Consider the following 15,344-nt stretch of genomic DNA (forward strand, 5'->3'; position numbering starts at 1 on the left):
GTGTCTCCTCTACAGGGTTATACTTGTTCTGGCTGCAGTAGGAAACCATCTTTCATGGTCAGTTTACGATCAGCCATATCTGCCAGAACGGGGTTGTGGGTGACCAACACAAAGGTTTGGCCAAGCTCCTCCCTAAGTTTAAAGAAGATCTGGTGCAGTTCCTCGGCGTTCTTGGAATCCAGGTTTCCGCTGGGCTCATCAGCGAAGATAAGCTTGGGGGAATTGATAAGGGCTCGGGCAACGGCAGTACGCTGCTGCTCTCCCCCACTCATCTCAGAGGGTTTATGGTCCATCCGATGGTCCAGGTTCAACATTTGTAAAAGCTCCTTGGCCCGGGTTTCCACTTCTTTCTCCGGCCGGTCGGCCAGAAAACCCGGGAGGCAGACATTCTCCAGGGCGGTGAACTCAGGAAGCAGGTTGTGGAACTGGAAGATGAAACCGATGTTCCGGTTTCGGAACCGGGCTACTTCCTTGTTGCTCATTCCTGAGATTTTCTGACCGTGCAGGAAGACATCGCCGGCATCAGGAGCGTCCAGGGTACCTAGCAAGTGCAGCAAAGTGCTCTTTCCCGCCCCAGAGGCGCCCACAATGGAAACAACTTCGGCTTCGCCGATGGTCAGGTCAATCCCTTTCAGGACCGGAAGCTTTCCGTAAGATTTAAACAGCCCTCGGGCTTCCAACAAAATCGGTTTCTCTATACTCATGCACTACAAAACAATAAGGAAGGGACGGCAATTGCAACCCAAGCGCCAAATTAGCCCTCTGGGTCTCAACGCAGGTTTGGCAGAATGGGTTCTTTTTAGAGGAGTCCTGAGTTCTGAGTCTTGAGTCCTGAGTCCTGAGTTAACCAGTTTGATGCGATTTAGGCCTGATTTCAGGAAAATAACCGAAAAGTTGCTTACTGGTTCATGTTGGTCAATGCCAATGCTTGCTGTCGGTTTGTGTTTGTACGTCCTACTGGTACCTTTTCTTTAAATATTTTGGCTCCTTTCAAAAACCAGTTTTCTAATGAGTACCAACTGCAAACTCGCGTCAGGGTTCAAGAAGGCTTTTCTATTCAAATTCTCTTACAGGACCCAAGACTCAGGACTCAGAACTTCCCGCAATGCGGTGCTTGCTTTGAAAAGTAACCCGTATACCTTACTTTCGTGCACCTAATAACATCAACCTAACCTCATGAATATACACGAGTACCAGGCGAAAGACATTCTGAAACGCTACGGCGTTCGCGTTCAGGAAGGCATCGTGGCAGAGACCCCCGAAGAGGCGGTAGCCGCTGCTAAGCGTTTAACCGAGGAAACCGGCACTGGCTGGCACGTAATCAAAGCCCAGATTCATGCGGGCGGTCGCGGTAAAGGCGGCGGGGTGAAATTGGCCAAAAACCTGGAGCAGGTGAAAGATATTGCGGGCCAGATCATTGGCATGCAATTGGTAACGCACCAAACCGGACCAGAAGGCAAAAAAGTAAACAAAGTGCTGGTGGCGCAGGATGTATACTATCCGGGTGACTCTGAGCCTAAAGAATATTATGTTTCTATCTTATTAGATAGAGCCAAAGGTCAAAACGTGATCATGGCGTCTACTGAAGGCGGTATGGACATTGAAGAAGTAGCGGAGCATACGCCAGAGAAAATCTTCAAAGAGTGGATTGACCCAGCGGTTGGTCTTCGTCCGTTCCAGGCCAATAAGATTGCGTTTGCCTTCGGTTTGCAAGGTGAGGCGTTCAAAGAATTTACAAAGTTCTTGACCAGCTTGTACAACGCTTATCTGGATACCGACGCTTCTATGTTTGAGATCAACCCAGTGTTGAAGACTTCAGACAACAAGATTCTGGCCGTTGACGGTAAAGTAGACCTGGACGATAACGCCCTGTTCCGTCACAAAGACCTGGCTGACCTGCGCGACCTAGCCGAGGAAGATCCTTTGGAAGTAGAAGCAAGCAAGAGCAACCTGAACTATGTGAAGCTGGACGGTAACGTTGGCTGTATGGTGAACGGTGCTGGTCTGGCCATGGCCACCATGGACATCATCAAGCTTTCTGGCGGGGAGCCGGCTAACTTCCTGGACGTAGGAGGTGGAGCGAACGCGCAAACCGTAGAAGCTGGTTTCCGTCTGATTTTGCAAGACCCGAACGTAAAAGCCATCCTGATCAACATCTTCGGGGGTATTGTGCGTTGCGACCGTGTTGCTAACGGTGTGGTAGAAGCCTACAAAAACATTGGCACTATCAACGTTCCAATCATTGTGCGTCTGCAGGGAACCAACGCCGAAGAAGGCGCCCGTATCATTGACGAGTCTGGTCTGAAAGTATACTCTGCCGTAGCCTTGAAAGAAGCTGCTCAGAAAGTAAAAGACGTGTTAGCTACTGTGTAAGCCTACCTTCTATACAAAAACAAGAAAGCCTTTCTGGAAACAGGAAGGCTTTCTTGTTTTTTGGGCTATTTTATGAAAAACAGGCCTGAAATAGAATGCGTTGCCTTACAACCCGATAATGTATTTAGGATAATCCTCCAACTACTGGCACGAAGTATAGAAGCTGAACTAGAAACAGAAGGGAAATTTTACTATTTTACTCACGCTTTCCATCAAAATTAAACTTACCTAAGCAGCGACTTCCAAGAAGATTTCATGCCCCTCACTGAAGACCAGATTACCCAGTTGGCCCCAGACGCGGCTTCCGTGAAGGCGGGGCAACAGTTAGCTACCAACAGCAAGTGGGTTACCAAAGCTATCCATGAAAAAGCCATGTGGGGCGATTGCCAGGGCAGCGGCAAAAACCCGTACCGTACGGTAGTAGACCTGCAGAATATTGCCTTCAAGTGCTCCTGCCCCAGCCGAAAATTCCCCTGCAAACACGGGTTAGGACTTTTGTACCTGCATGCCCGCACCCCATCGGTGTTTGAGGCAGTGCAAGACATGGCGGCAGATGTGCAGGAATGGCTCTCCAAACGGGCCGGGAAAGCGGAGGCCAAAGATGTAAAAGAAACGGTAGCAACTCCTAAAAAGCCTGATGCTAGGGCCCAGGAGAAGCGGTCAGAAGAAAGGGAAAAGAAAGTAGCTGCCGGCCTGGAAGAACTACGCGTTTGGCTCAAGGACTTAGTGCGGAACGGAATCCATCAGGTACCCTCGGTTTCCCACTCCTTCCATCGTACCATCACGGCCCGGATGGTAGATGCCCAGGCACCTGCTATCGCAAACTCCTTGAACAGGTTGTCCCGGCTTTCCTTTCACCAGGAAGGCTGGCAGAAACCGTTTCTCCGGAAGTTGTCTTCTCTGTACCTGCTCACTGAGGCTTTTAAAAACAGCGAGAGCGTCTCTCCCCTGCTTCAGACGGAAGTAAGAACTTTGATTGGTTGGAATACGGCCAAAGAACAGTTGCTTCAACAGGAGGGTTTGTTAGATACCTGGCTGGTACTAAGCCGCGAACTGGAAGAAGAAGACAGGCTTACCACAGAACGCATTTGGCTGTTTGGTTTGAAGAGTCAACGTTTTGGGTTGTTACTAAATTTCTATCCATTGGGGCAAATGCCTCAGTTTTCCTTGGTAGTAGGTTCTGCCATTTTCGCTGAAGTGGTCTATTACCCTGCAGTTTTTCCGTTGCGGGCGCTTCTCAAAAACCAGCATGGAATTGGGGCATCTGAAGTTCCTATCGCAGAACCCAATTTCACAGTAGTATTGCAGAAAGTAGCCGGGGCACTTTCCACTCAACCCTTTCTGGAACAAATTCCCTTTTTGGTAGCGCAAGTTCGGGTGGTGCATCAAAAAGGTGCATGGTATCTGGTAGACAAAGAGAACCTCAGCTTGCGGCTGCTTAATCCGGAGGTGGACGGCTGGCGGACCTTGGCCACCACCGGCGCCGATTCCTTTACCGCTTTCCTGGTGTATGAACCGCAAGGAGTTACCCTACATGCCTACTGGATCTCCCAACATTTTTACTCCCTGGCCTGAACATGCAAGACCTTTTAAAGACAGCCATGCTGGGAACAAACCAATACGTTCCCGCTGCCCTGCCTCCTTTGGCGCAGGAGATGGCACAGGCCATTGCCGCTACCGCCGAAGACAAAGAAGATGCTTTTCTTAAACTCTCCTTTGGGTACTTTTTGGCCGAAGAAGCCGGAAAACAGCTTCCTGAACTAACCCTTCAACATGACGCACCGCCTGCCGAAACAGTAGAAATAATCTCCCCGGAGGCAAATGCCCTTTTGCGGCAGTTTATTCTGCACAAAGAAGAACTTCTGCTGGACTACTTCCTATTCAAATGCCAAGGGGCACAGCATATAGTACGCCCCGAGTTGTTGCCTGAGATCCTGTCTATGGCGGTAGAGAAAAAAGCTGTGAGAGAGGCCCTTCTGCAGATGAGCGGAAACCGCGGACAATGGTTAGTCCAGATGAACCCCGCCTGGCAAATTCTGCACGCTCCTGAGGAAGAAAACCTTTGGGAAACCGGCAGTTGGGAGCAGCGGAAAACCTTCTTCCGTAGACTTCGGTCCGAAGCTCCGGAGGACGCCTTGGCGCTCCTGCAAGCCAACCTACAAGAAGAAGGCGCTAACGCCCGGGCCGAACTGCTGGCCTTGCTTCTACCCAACCTGTCCTTGGCAGATGAGCCGTTTCTGGAAACCCAGCTCTCAGATAAAAGTCAGAAAGTACGACAGGAAGTGTACAAGCTTCTGCTTCAATTGCCTAGCTCCAGGGTAAACCAGTTGGTGCAAGCCTATTTGAAAGAAGCGGTGCGATTGAAAGAGGAACGAGTGATGCTGTTAGCGAAGAAGAAAGTTTTCGTTATAAATGCAGACGTTTCTCCTTCTGATGAACTGTTTGCAGCAGGGTTTGAGAAAACCAGCAGCCAAAAAAACGTAGATGATGCCGATTATTGGGTTGCTCAGGCTTTGGAGATTGTTCCGCCAACTTTCTGGCAGGAAACTTACGGCCTCAACCTTCCAGAGGTCGTTCAGCTTTGGGGCAACCACGCTAGCAAGCACCTGTTCCTTCCGGCCTTGGCCCAAAATGCCTTGCGGTTTCAAAATACAGAATTGGCTCATGCTTTATTAGCCGGCAAAGAAGTCAGGAGCATAGACCTGCTTACGATCCTTCCTTTGCCCGAACGCTTTTCCTATGCATCCAGACTAGCCGAAGGACAATCTGGCTTTTACCTGCGGACCTTACTGGCAGAGGAGTACACCATTATTCCAAAAGAGATCAATCAGCAGTTGCTCAGACATCTAGTCAAGAACCCTTACACCATCACGCAGCAACTGTATCACCGGTGGGCCCTTCAGATGAACCCAGACATGTTGCCTGTGCTGCAGGAGTACATCAACAAAGAATCAGAAGAGTACCAGATGCGTTTTTTCCGGAACGTCTGCACAGAGATGACCCGCATGCTGCACACCAAAGAACAAATAAACGCCTTGCTTTAAACTTTATGCAAAACGTCATACGCCAACACGCGGAACATCAGTTCGCGGAAGAACTGGAAGAACTTAAAAAACAAGACCGCCAACAGGTACCGCCCAATTGGCAACTTTCACCACAGGCCGTAGTCGCGTACCTGATGGGCGATACCCTTCCCAACGGTTTCCAAGTGACTCCCAAGTACATCGGGAACCGCCGGTTGATGGAGATTGCCGTGGCTACTCTCACCACAGACCGGGCTTTACTTCTGTACGGATTGCCCGGCACCGCCAAATCGTGGGTTTCGGAACATCTGGCCGCTGCCATCTCGGGGAACTCTACCTTGTTGGTGCAAGGCACGGCTGGCACCGGAGAAGAAGCCATCCGGTACGGCTGGAACTACGCGCGCCTTCTCTCTACCGGCCCTACACCCGAGGCCCTGGTGGAAACCCCTATGATGCGCGCCATGAAGACCGGAAAGATTGCCCGGGTAGAGGAGTTAACCCGCATTGGCTCAGACGTGCAGGATTCTTTGATCACCATTCTGTCAGAGAAATCACTGCCCGTTCCCGAACTGAACACTGAAGTGCAGGCTATTACCGGTTTCAATGTGATTGCCACCGCTAACAACCGTGACAAAGGGGTAAATGAGCTTTCCAGCGCCTTGAAACGCCGCTTCAATACCGTGATTCTGCCGGTGCCGGACTCCATGGAAGAAGAAGTGGAGATTGTGCAGCAACGCGTAAAATCCTTCAGTCAGCACATGGCATTGCCCGTGGAGAAACCCATCACCGAAGAAATCCGCCGCATTGTTACCATTTTCCGGGAACTCAGGAGTGGAGTGTCTGTGGACGGAAAAACCAAGCTGAAATCACCCTCCGGCACCCTCAGCACCGCCGAGGCTATCTCGGTAATGAACAGCGGTCTTTCCCTCTCTCACCACTTCGGCGATGGCAGCCTGAAAGCCCACGACCTGGCTTCCGGAGTGTTAGGCGCGGTAGTAAAAGACCCGGTGCAGGATAAGATTGTGTGGCAAGAGTACCTGGAAGCCGTGGTGAAACAGCGGGAAGGCTGGAAAGACCTTTACCGTTCCTGCCGGGACATGATGTAAGCCGCGCACCTCTGCAAACCTGTTTCTGGCCTGTTTTTTCAAAACTGGCTTCAAACCAGTTGGGGCACTTAAGTTACCTTGGTGCTTCAGCGGTTCATATTCTTTCTTTACAACCATACTTCACACCCTCTCATTATGGCGGTTCATGTTTTAGGGATACGGCACCATGGCCCAGGTTCGGCGCGGCACGTGCGGCATGCGCTGGAACAACTGCGCCCCGACATCATCCTGATTGAAGGTCCTCCAGAAGGAGAAGAATTAGTCAGGTGGGCCACGCACGCAGAGATGGCCCCGCCTGTAGCCATGCTGGTGTACCGTCCAGATTCTCCGCAACACGCCGTTTTCTATCCGTTCGCGGAGTTTTCCCCGGAATGGCAGGCCATTTTGTACGGTCTGGAACACAGACTGCCCATTCGGTTCATTGATTTGCCGCTCACACATAAGTTTGCCCTTCAGCAGGAAGCAGAGGAAAAGGATACTGCCGACATTTCGCAGGAAATCCATCATAACCCGCTGCAATACCTGGCGAACATTGCCGGATACGAGGACGCCGAACTATGGTGGGAGCAACAGGTAGAACTCAGCCAGAACTCCGTTTCCACCTTTGAGGCCATCGCCGAGGCCATGCAGGTGCTGCGCGAAACCCATCCTGATTTTAAAAACTCATTGGAACCGCTTCGGGAAGCCTTCATGCGAAGAGGCATCAGGACGGCCCAAAAGGAAATGTACGCCCAGATAGCCGTGGTCTGTGGGGCTTGGCACGTTCCTGCGTTGCAACAAGTAATTTCGCAGAAAGCAGATGACGAGTTGCTGCGCAAATTGCCCAAAACCAAAGTAGAAACCACCTGGATTCCCTGGACCTACAGCCGACTCTCCTTTGAGAGCGGTTACGGGGCAGGCATCAACTCCCCGGGTTGGTACAAGCACCTGTGGCACCATCCCGAGGATGACGGCACGCAGTGGCTGATCCATGTGGCCCGGGTTTTCCGGGAAAACCAGATAGAGATTTCCTCGGCCCACGTGATTGAAACCCTGCGGCTGGTCCATTCACTGGCTGGCCTGAGAGGGCAGCACAAAGCGGGGCTGCTGGAGTTCAACGAAGCGGTGCGCACCGTCATGTGCATGGGCGATGACATCCAATTGCAGCTCATCTGGAAAGAACTCATTGTAGGGCACCACATCGGGAACATTCCTGCGGAGTCGCCCCAAGTGCCCTTGCAGCGGGATCTGGAAGCCTGGCAGAAAAAACTTAGGCTCAAGCCTCAGGAACTACCCAAGGTACAGGCCCTGGATCTGCGGGATGAAATTGGCTTGCTCAGAAGCATTCTGCTACACCGCTTGCTGGTGCTGGAGATTCCGTGGGGCGAGAAACGTGATGTATCAGGCAAGGGCACGTTCAAAGAAGAGTGGGAATTACACTGGAGACCAGAACTCCACATTCAGCTACTGGAGAAAGCCGCTTGGGGAAATACCTTGGAGGAAGCCGCCAACGCTTACCTAGCTCATTTGTCGACGCAGGCCAGGCAATTACCCCAAGTAACGGAGCTTCTGGAGCACGCAATTCCGGCGGAGTTGACTGCGGGAGTGGCCGCCTTGATGAAAAGATTAGATGTACTGGCCGCCAATACCTCAGACGTACAGGAACTCATACAGGCCTTCCTGCCTCTGGTACAGGTAAAACGCTACGGAAACGTGCGCAACACAGACGCGGGTACGGTACAACTAATCATGGATTCTCTCATGGCTCGTATTTGCGCCGGGCTCCCTGCTGCCTGTTCCAACATCAATGAAGACACAGGAACAACGCTTGCCGGCTGGACACTCCGGTTAGACCAGGCGGTATTGCTGCTGGAAGAAGAAGCCTATCACGCCCAATGGTACGAAGCCCTGGAACAGGTCTTGACCACGCACCAGGTAAATGCGCTCATTAGCGGTACCTGCTGCAAGTTGCTGCAAAGCGCCGGCGTGTTTGATGCTGAAACCACCGCAACGGCCTTCAGCAACGCCTTGTCACGTGGCAATGCTCCTACTTACGCTTCTTCTTGGATTGAAGGCTTCCTAAAGAACAGTGCCACTACCCTGCTACTGGACGACAGAATCTGGAGCATTATCGACGATTGGCTTACAGACCTTTCCCCCGAGACATTTCAGGAGCTGGTTCCTATTCTAAGGAGAACCTTCGCTGATTATACCGGGGCAGAAAAACGCAAACTGGCCAGCAAGGCAAAGTCTGGGGGCAGCGTATCCATGGTTTCTTCTCAGGATATTGAAATAGATCAGGAACGTGCCCGCAAAGTATTGCCGGTATTTTATAGCCTATTAGGCCTTACGCATGCATAATGGAACACACTGACGCAGAAAAGCTGAAACGCTGGCGATTGGTTTTGGGCAGCGAAACCAAAGATGAACTGCCCATGCCATTGAGCCAGTTGGAAACCGGCATTGACAAAACACTGGAAGCCTTGTACCAGAACGGCCCCAGAAAAGGCGGCTTGGGTGCCTCTTCGCCTAACGTAGCCCGCTGGCTTGGAGACATTCGGGAGTATTTTCCCAATACGGTGGTGCAGGTACTACAGCAGGATGCTTTGAAACGGCTCAACCTTACCTCCATGTTGCTGGAGCCCGAGATGCTGGAGACCGTGGTACCAGATGTGCACCTGGTAGCCAACCTCATGAGCCTGAGCAGCGTGATTCCGGCCAAAACCAAAGACACGGCCCGGCAAGTGGTCAGAAAAGTAGTGGATGACCTTCTCAAAAAATTGGCGGCTCCTACACAGCAGGCGATCACCGGAAGCCTTAGCAGGTCTGTCAAAAGCCGGAGGCCGCGCCATAATGAGATTGACTGGCCCGCCACTATTCAGAAAAATCTGAAGCATTACCAGCCCCAGTACCAGACCATCATCCCGGAAGTACGCATTGGGTACGGTCGCAAACGTCGGGCTCTGAAAGATGTGGTGCTCTGCATTGACCAAAGCGGCTCCATGGGGTCTTCGGTGGTGTATTCCGGCATCTTCGGTGCGGTGATGGCTTCCATCCCAGCAGTACAAACCAAAATGGTGGTGTTTGACACCGCCGTGGCTGATCTTACAGATGAGTTGCAAGACCCGGTGGAACTGCTGTTTGGCGTGCAATTAGGCGGCGGCACCGACATCCACGCGGCGCTCATCTATTGCCAGCAGATCATCACCCGACCCACTGACACTGTGCTAGTGCTCATCACGGATTTATATGAGGGCGGGAACGAAGCAGAGATGAAGAAAACCGCCGCCCGCCTGGTAGAAGCCGGCGTGCAAGTGATCACGTTGCTAGCCCTCAATGATGACGGCGCTCCCTCCTATGATCACCGCAACGCTGAATTTTTCGCTTCCATCGGGATACCGGTATTTGCCTGCACCCCAGACCTCTTCCCAGACTTGATGGCCCATGCGCTGAGCAAACAGGATATTGGCCAGTGGGCAGCCACGCAGTCCATTAAAGTGACATGATGATTCACGCTGTTCGCCTAACCTGTACCTACAATCTGGCAGCATAAATCAAAAACGGGAGCTCCTGAACAGGGCTCCCGTTTTTGATTTATTTTAGCGGAAACAGGCTTAAAACCCATTTAGTCAAGCACGTTCAGTTTCACGTCTATGTTGCCTTTGGTACCCACTGAGTAAGGGCACACCTCATGCGCCTGGGCTACCAACTCTTCGGCTTTGGCGCGGTCTACGCCATCTACTTTCACATCTAGCTGTACAGACAAGCCGTAGCGTCCATCCTCAAATTGATCTAAGCCCACTTGTGCGGTTACAGTAGAGTTTTCATCTAGCTTGATCTGCTGCTTGCTAGCTACCAACTGGAGCGCACTCTGGAAACAAGCCGAATATCCTGCCGCAAACAATTGCTCGGGGTTCGTGGCTCCGCCTTTGCCGCCCAAGCCTTCAGGCAAACGCACGGGCATGTCAATGATTCCGTCTGTTGATTTAACCTGACCATTACGGCCTCCGGTGGCAGTTACTTCTGCCGTGTACAATCTTTTCATAGTTTCTCTCTTTGGTGATGAACTGTGGTATTCTCTGTAAACTATTTTAAACCAAAAATGTTAGCCCCACCCTCGTTTCTCTTCTGATTTTGAGCGCTTTCTCAGAAACCCGGCAAAAAACGCCGGGGAGCACTTTCATTCTAAGCAGGCATTTCCTACATTTGCCCTCGCATTACCGGGCCGCGTAGTACAACGGATAGTATTGGAGTTTCCGAAGCTCTCGATCCAGGTTCGATTCCTGGCGCGGCCACAAAAGCAGAAAGCCCTCTTAACTTTTTAGTTAAGAGGGCTTTCTGCTTTCCTACCTTTCAATAACCACCTTGGTTTTCAAACCTCAACAAAGTTTCTGGTGGCAAATACTTTATTGGCGTGCTATTCTTCTCTTGGAATTATTTTTTTTAAACTAAGGTTAGTTGATCTCATTCCAATTCGGTAGTTTAGATAATTGCAAAAAACCAGCATCTGCCTGACATACAGCCACAACCCTCTTTTAAGCATCTCACATCTGCATTTAAAAATCAATTATTCATTTCATACTTAAACCTTATTCAAAACCAATTCTCTTTATGAAAAAAATTAAGTACATGGCTTCGGCCCTCGCCTTAACCCTTATTTTCCTTTCGGGATGTGAAAACGGAATAGAAAACTCTGTTGAGCCCACTTCCCTTCAAAAAACAAATCAGCTTTCGGCTACAACTTCAGAAAGGCTGGCCAGCTTGCGGGCGTCACTACCTGCGGGTATTGAGGCAAAGCTCAAAAGAAGCTCAGCCATTCTATTAGACACAGATCCTCAGTACCGCAATTTGGTTCTTGGGGCAATGAAGGCCATTCAGCCCACCCCTTGTGATGCCAACACCCCCTCAAACCTTTGGCTAAACCAGCAACTGGCAGACTGGAACAATGAAGTCATCGGGTATGTGCTTGACTTCGCCATGCTGGATCTTCCCACTTATGATGCCTTGGTTTTTGAGAACAGCTCCGCAAACCAATACTTCGGCGCCAACGGAGAATACAGTCAACAACTGACTAAAGCATTTAAAGACCTTCAGCGGTTCTGGAACATTCAGTCTGAGGACATTGTGCTGGCTGCCATGCACGGCAATATGCTGCTTGACCAAGCCAAGATCACCAGAACCTACGAAGTTGCCTTCGGTATAGACCACGCTACTGCCACCCTCCTGGCTGAAATTGTAGCAACGTTGGCTGATGAGGTCCCTCAATACAGAGACGGAAACCATCCCATCTTCACCTTCAATGCTTTTGCGCAAAGAAGTTTTGTTTTGTCTCCAATAGGCGTGATTCCTGACAAGATTATCATGGGTGATGGGATTCTGGACGCTTTTGCCGGGATTGGGTACAGCGATGTAGCTCCGCAGGCCATATTAGCGCATGAGTTTGGGCACCAAATTCAATATGATTTAGGGATTATCGCCGGTGGTGTCAGAACCCCTGAGTCAACCCGCAGAACCGAACTGATGGCCGATGCCTACGCTGCCTATTACCTCTCCCATGCCAGAGGAGCCGCCATGCAGTGGAAAAGGGTTCAACAGTTCCTGCAAGTATTCTTCAACATAGGAGATTGCTCTTTCACCAGCACCGGGCACCATGGCACCCCTACTCAAAGATTGGCTGCTGCAGAATGGGCCTACAATCTTGCCAACACTGCCCAGAAGCAAGGCCATATCTTAACTAGTCAGGAATTTGCCCGATTGTTTGATGCCCAGCTTCCGCAACTTGTTCTAAAATAGGAGATTCAAAATCTTTATGCTTCTCAGGAAAGGGTGAATGTTTGTTCACCCTTTTTCTTTTATCTGAATAGGATGCTTTATGGTTAGTATTCGCTAAAGCCCCCAAAAACATACATGAGAATATCAGGTTGGGAGGGGCTCTCTTATTATAGATGGCACGCTTTTACCTGAGTTTGGTTTGTGATACTCTTTTTCTATATATTGAAATGATTTAACCTTTAAGCACCTCCTGATTGGGGCATTGTTCTTTTCTTTAGTTGCGCCCTTAAGGTAAAACATAGTAACATCTAATTTGCTATAGAATTCACTTGCCCCTTTAGAGGACTTAAGCCATGGGCAAGCTACATGCTTGTTTCAACATCTAAGCAACGGCGGATCTTGTAAAGCCGTAGCAGGATATTGTTTTCAATTTAGTTCTGATAACATAAGTAGTTTCTGAATCGCTTGGTGTAGCTAGAATTTGGAAAAGGATTTTCAAACTACGCTAAAAGATAAATTAAAACTTGAAGTGCTTCCTAAAGCAGCATTTCTACAGACAAAAATATTTCATTAGAATAATTAATACCACTTAACAAACGACAAACAATGAACGACAACCACGAAGCCTTAAATACCCTCAAGGAATTAATTGGCGAACTAGAGTTTGAACCAGAAAGTCCGCTGGACTCAATGGATGCAATCCGTATCTTTTCCAAGGCCAAAGAAACATTACAGGAGTTAGACGCTACCGGAGATTCTAAAGTAAAGGGCCAGGTAAAAAAAACGGTAAAAGAGTTAGACAAAGCAGAAAACCTTGTTAAAATGAGCACCACGTTGGTGGGAGGAAGAATTGCCTACACAGCTCTTACCGAATTTGTCAAAAAGATGAATGGTTCTGCCTCTTAACTCCCCCAATACATTGTAAATGGAATTAAAAGAATCCTCCCTTCAACGGCTAAAGGACTTGTACCAAGAACTTGAGGTTTGCCAAGACGAAGGGTTAGTAGCGTATACTTATTCATTAACGGCGGTAAGCGAAGCAAGAGATCTGATCAATTACTTCCTTGAAAACCCTGCGGAGTACGGACATACCTACCACCGCATCAAATACTTCATTAAAATTTTGGATCTCGCCCAAACTCAGATTGAAAGGGGTGGCGTACAGGAAGGACTTTGGTTCGGGAAATCAGTGATCTCTTTCTTTTTGGAGGGCACCTCTCCCGTTTCACCTCAAGAATCCAAACTTTAGCCAATCCTTGTCATTAGGGACAATCGAAACTAAAGTCCAGCCTCTCTATTTAGTTGTCGCCTTTTAAACCAACGCCTCGCCTCCATTGCGGGGTGTTGGTTTTTTAATATCAGGTATAGGACTAGACGGTAGGACCCAAAAATAATCTGCTTCATTACAGATTTACAGTTTCTGACTTGCATGCCATACATCATCAGCAACCATTTCATCTACAAGCCAAGTACTGATGCTTAAATAAGGGGTAAATTACTAAAGGGCTCCTAATAGAATACAAGTGAATCGACAAAACCTCTAGGTTCAAGGACTTGACTTGCTGGAAGGGTACCAAGGCACTGCCGCGCCACAACATGAAGCTAAGATATATAGCAAACCTTAAATGTTGACAACTTTGTTAGCAATCACTAGTTATCCACTTTTTGATTACCCCCACTTCAAAGCGAATCACCTAATCTATTTAGCAAAACACTGCTTTAGGAGAAGTCTCCTCTTTGTAGGTTCACAACAACATTCGCTCTTACATAATCACTTCTTTGTTCGGGCTTCTTTTCTAGAAAGCAGGCCAAAAGCCACAACGCCCTACTTACGGAAAGCATTTAGCAAATAGGGGCTTAAAGCTCAATTGCCTTGGACTGGCAAGTCGGGCATTTCCATAAATCAGCCAACCCTCTTAAGTGTAAGATAACTTCTTAAGGTCCTAAACGGAAGTTGTAATCTCTACCTACTTCTTTGCTCTGTCACTATCTTTCTCCATTCTGCACAATATGATAATTCCGACCGAATGGTGCTAGATCAGAACCCTAGAAGTGCGTTTGGTTAAGCTTGTTTTTCTTTGATCTTTCACGTCATACAACTGTAAAACCTTGCTTATCAGATTAGAATGAAATTAAAATGGCATTAAAATTTAAGACAAAGCTCCTTTAAGCCACCTTTTGATTGTACCCCCATTGGGCAAAAATGAATAAAGCATGTCTTGTGAATGAGAATCAGAGAAGGGTGTTTTCTAATGCCAAACATTTCACCGAGTCCATCGAACTGAATCCCAACTAAGAAGTAGTCCTTCTACAAAGCCGTTGAAATGACTTTTTTGTTTCACAAGATTATATGGAAGACATTGTACTTTTCAATATCTTGTCATCCTAATAGAGTGATTCTCCTATTCCCCTGAAAGAAGAAATCATTTTATTATCATTCATTTAATACTAAACATCCGCAAATGCCTGTTGTTTTTGCTTTTTTATTGTAACTTAATGAGAAATTATGGTAAGCTAAGCAGTACCAAGTTTCTATTATTTTCGTAAAATAGCAGAGAAACAGGCTTTTGTCCTGACTTTATAATAAAAGCTTAATTAAAGAATATCTATATCATGGAACTTCGGGAAGAGACTATTCAGAAATTACAGACCATTTTAGAGGAGCTGGAAGTAAACATCTCTGACTCCCCAGAGTCAGCGCCGGCAATTCTGGCGTCCCTTCAGGAAATAGAGGAAATCATGCAGGACCTTTCAGAGAAGGTTGCAAAAGACTCTCCGGGCCAGCAACGTATTTCGTTCTTGTCTAAGATGCTGGACATGGCCAAAGAGGAGATTGCCGCAGGCGGTGTTCAAGATGGCCTTTGGTTTGGCAAATCGGTGATTACCTTCCTGCTAAATGGCACCTCGGCTGGGGCAGTACCTGTTGAAACCGAAGAGTACGAATAACTTCCCTCACAAGAAGGGAGCTTCTCCTTTAAAAGTAAACACCGCTTGTTTAAAGCCCATCTAAACAAATCTGAGGTATAAACACCTGAGTGGCGCTTTAGAAGAAGTGTAAAAAGGCAGGCGTTTACCCCAGAAGAAAATCAGG

Annotated in this window: 12 protein-coding genes and 1 tRNA gene; 11 read left to right on the forward strand and 2 right to left on the reverse strand. The window is 48.7% G+C overall.

Annotated features, from left to right (window positions below):
- Window positions 1–17 precede the first annotated feature (17 nt).
- Complete coding sequence (locus ACW9SV_RS19665) at window positions 18–704, reverse strand: ABC transporter ATP-binding protein (protein WP_479558480.1); 687 nt, start codon at window positions 702–704, stop codon at window positions 18–20.
- 472 nt (window positions 705–1,176) lie between these two features.
- Between ACW9SV_RS19665 and sucC the strand changes: the two genes are divergently transcribed.
- The 6 genes from sucC to ACW9SV_RS19695 all read left to right on the forward strand — a co-directional run bounded on the left by sucC (window position 1,177) and on the right by ACW9SV_RS19695 (window position 9,987).
- Window positions 1,177–2,373, forward strand: a complete 1,197-nt coding sequence (gene sucC / locus ACW9SV_RS19670) for an ADP-forming succinate--CoA ligase subunit beta (protein WP_479558481.1) — start codon at window positions 1,177–1,179, stop codon at window positions 2,371–2,373.
- 255 nt (window positions 2,374–2,628) lie between these two features.
- A complete protein-coding gene (locus tag ACW9SV_RS19675; protein WP_479558482.1) occupies window positions 2,629–3,948 on the forward strand; it encodes an SWIM zinc finger family protein in 1,320 nt (439 codons plus the stop codon).
- 2 nt (window positions 3,949–3,950) lie between these two features.
- On the forward strand, window positions 3,951–5,417 hold the full coding sequence (locus ACW9SV_RS19680) for a DUF5691 domain-containing protein (protein WP_479558483.1): 1,467 nt from the start codon (window positions 3,951–3,953) through the stop codon (window positions 5,415–5,417).
- A 5-nt stretch (window positions 5,418–5,422) separates the two neighbouring features.
- Entirely contained in the window at window positions 5,423–6,502 is a 1,080-nt protein-coding gene (locus tag ACW9SV_RS19685; protein WP_479558484.1) for an ATP-binding protein, read from the forward strand.
- 135 nt (window positions 6,503–6,637) lie between these two features.
- Window positions 6,638–8,842 (forward strand): DUF5682 family protein, encoded by a 2,205-nt coding sequence (locus ACW9SV_RS19690; RefSeq protein ID WP_479558485.1) that lies wholly within the window; start codon window positions 6,638–6,640, stop codon window positions 8,840–8,842.
- Entirely contained in the window at window positions 8,842–9,987 is a 1,146-nt protein-coding gene (locus ACW9SV_RS19695; protein WP_479558486.1) for a VWA domain-containing protein, read from the forward strand. The genes ACW9SV_RS19690 and ACW9SV_RS19695 overlap by 1 nt, the downstream gene beginning before the upstream one ends.
- 119 nt (window positions 9,988–10,106) lie before the next feature.
- On the opposite strand, the gene ACW9SV_RS19700 is transcribed toward ACW9SV_RS19695, so the two are convergent.
- Window positions 10,107–10,526 carry an organic hydroperoxide resistance protein gene (locus ACW9SV_RS19700; protein WP_479558487.1) on the reverse strand — a complete coding sequence of 140 codons (420 nt, stop codon included), beginning with the start codon at window positions 10,524–10,526 and terminating at the stop codon, window positions 10,107–10,109.
- A gap of 178 nt (window positions 10,527–10,704) precedes the next feature.
- Here ACW9SV_RS19700 and ACW9SV_RS19705 point away from each other — a divergent pair.
- From ACW9SV_RS19705 to ACW9SV_RS19725, 5 genes are all read left to right on the forward strand, one after another.
- Window positions 10,705–10,776: transfer RNA gene (locus ACW9SV_RS19705), tRNA-Arg, on the forward strand.
- A 316-nt stretch (window positions 10,777–11,092) separates the two neighbouring features.
- Window positions 11,093–12,274: a hypothetical protein gene (locus tag ACW9SV_RS19710; protein ID WP_479558488.1), complete on the forward strand. Its 1,182-nt coding sequence runs from the start codon at window positions 11,093–11,095 to the stop codon at window positions 12,272–12,274.
- Between the two features lie 585 nt (window positions 12,275–12,859).
- On the forward strand, window positions 12,860–13,159 hold the full coding sequence (locus ACW9SV_RS19715; protein WP_479558489.1) for a hypothetical protein: 300 nt from the start codon (window positions 12,860–12,862) through the stop codon (window positions 13,157–13,159).
- Between the two features lie 19 nt (window positions 13,160–13,178).
- Window positions 13,179–13,502, forward strand: a complete 324-nt coding sequence (locus tag ACW9SV_RS19720; RefSeq protein ID WP_479558490.1) for a hypothetical protein — start codon at window positions 13,179–13,181, stop codon at window positions 13,500–13,502.
- 1,364 nt (window positions 13,503–14,866) lie between these two features.
- Window positions 14,867–15,199: a hypothetical protein gene (locus ACW9SV_RS19725; RefSeq protein WP_479558491.1), complete on the forward strand. Its 333-nt coding sequence runs from the start codon at window positions 14,867–14,869 to the stop codon at window positions 15,197–15,199.
- The last annotated feature ends 145 nt before the right edge of the window (window positions 15,200–15,344 follow it).

Source organism: Rufibacter sp. JT20002, assembly GCF_056491185.1.

What these genes read in the sequence shown, in the direction of transcription:
- ACW9SV_RS19695 (WP_479558486.1), top strand. Translation starts at nt 8,842, where the DNA reads ATGGAACACACTGACGCAGAAAAGCTGAAACGCTGGCGATTGGTTTTG.
- ACW9SV_RS19720 (WP_479558490.1), top strand. Translation starts at nt 13,179, where the DNA reads ATGGAATTAAAAGAATCCTCCCTTCAACGGCTAAAGGACTTGTACCAA.
- sucC (WP_479558481.1), top strand. Translation starts at nt 1,177, where the DNA reads ATGAATATACACGAGTACCAGGCGAAAGACATTCTGAAACGCTACGGC.
- ACW9SV_RS19665 (WP_479558480.1), bottom strand. Translation starts at nt 704, where the DNA reads ATGAGTATAGAGAAACCGATTTTGTTGGAAGCCCGAGGGCTGTTTAAA.
- ACW9SV_RS19685 (WP_479558484.1), top strand. Translation starts at nt 5,423, where the DNA reads ATGCAAAACGTCATACGCCAACACGCGGAACATCAGTTCGCGGAAGAA.
- ACW9SV_RS19680 (WP_479558483.1), top strand. Translation starts at nt 3,951, where the DNA reads ATGCAAGACCTTTTAAAGACAGCCATGCTGGGAACAAACCAATACGTT.
- ACW9SV_RS19715 (WP_479558489.1), top strand. Translation starts at nt 12,860, where the DNA reads ATGAACGACAACCACGAAGCCTTAAATACCCTCAAGGAATTAATTGGC.
- ACW9SV_RS19675 (WP_479558482.1), top strand. Translation starts at nt 2,629, where the DNA reads ATGCCCCTCACTGAAGACCAGATTACCCAGTTGGCCCCAGACGCGGCT.
- ACW9SV_RS19690 (WP_479558485.1), top strand. Translation starts at nt 6,638, where the DNA reads ATGGCGGTTCATGTTTTAGGGATACGGCACCATGGCCCAGGTTCGGCG.
- ACW9SV_RS19710 (WP_479558488.1), top strand. Translation starts at nt 11,093, where the DNA reads ATGAAAAAAATTAAGTACATGGCTTCGGCCCTCGCCTTAACCCTTATT.
- ACW9SV_RS19700 (WP_479558487.1), bottom strand. Translation starts at nt 10,526, where the DNA reads ATGAAAAGATTGTACACGGCAGAAGTAACTGCCACCGGAGGCCGTAAT.
- ACW9SV_RS19725 (WP_479558491.1), top strand. Translation starts at nt 14,867, where the DNA reads ATGGAACTTCGGGAAGAGACTATTCAGAAATTACAGACCATTTTAGAG.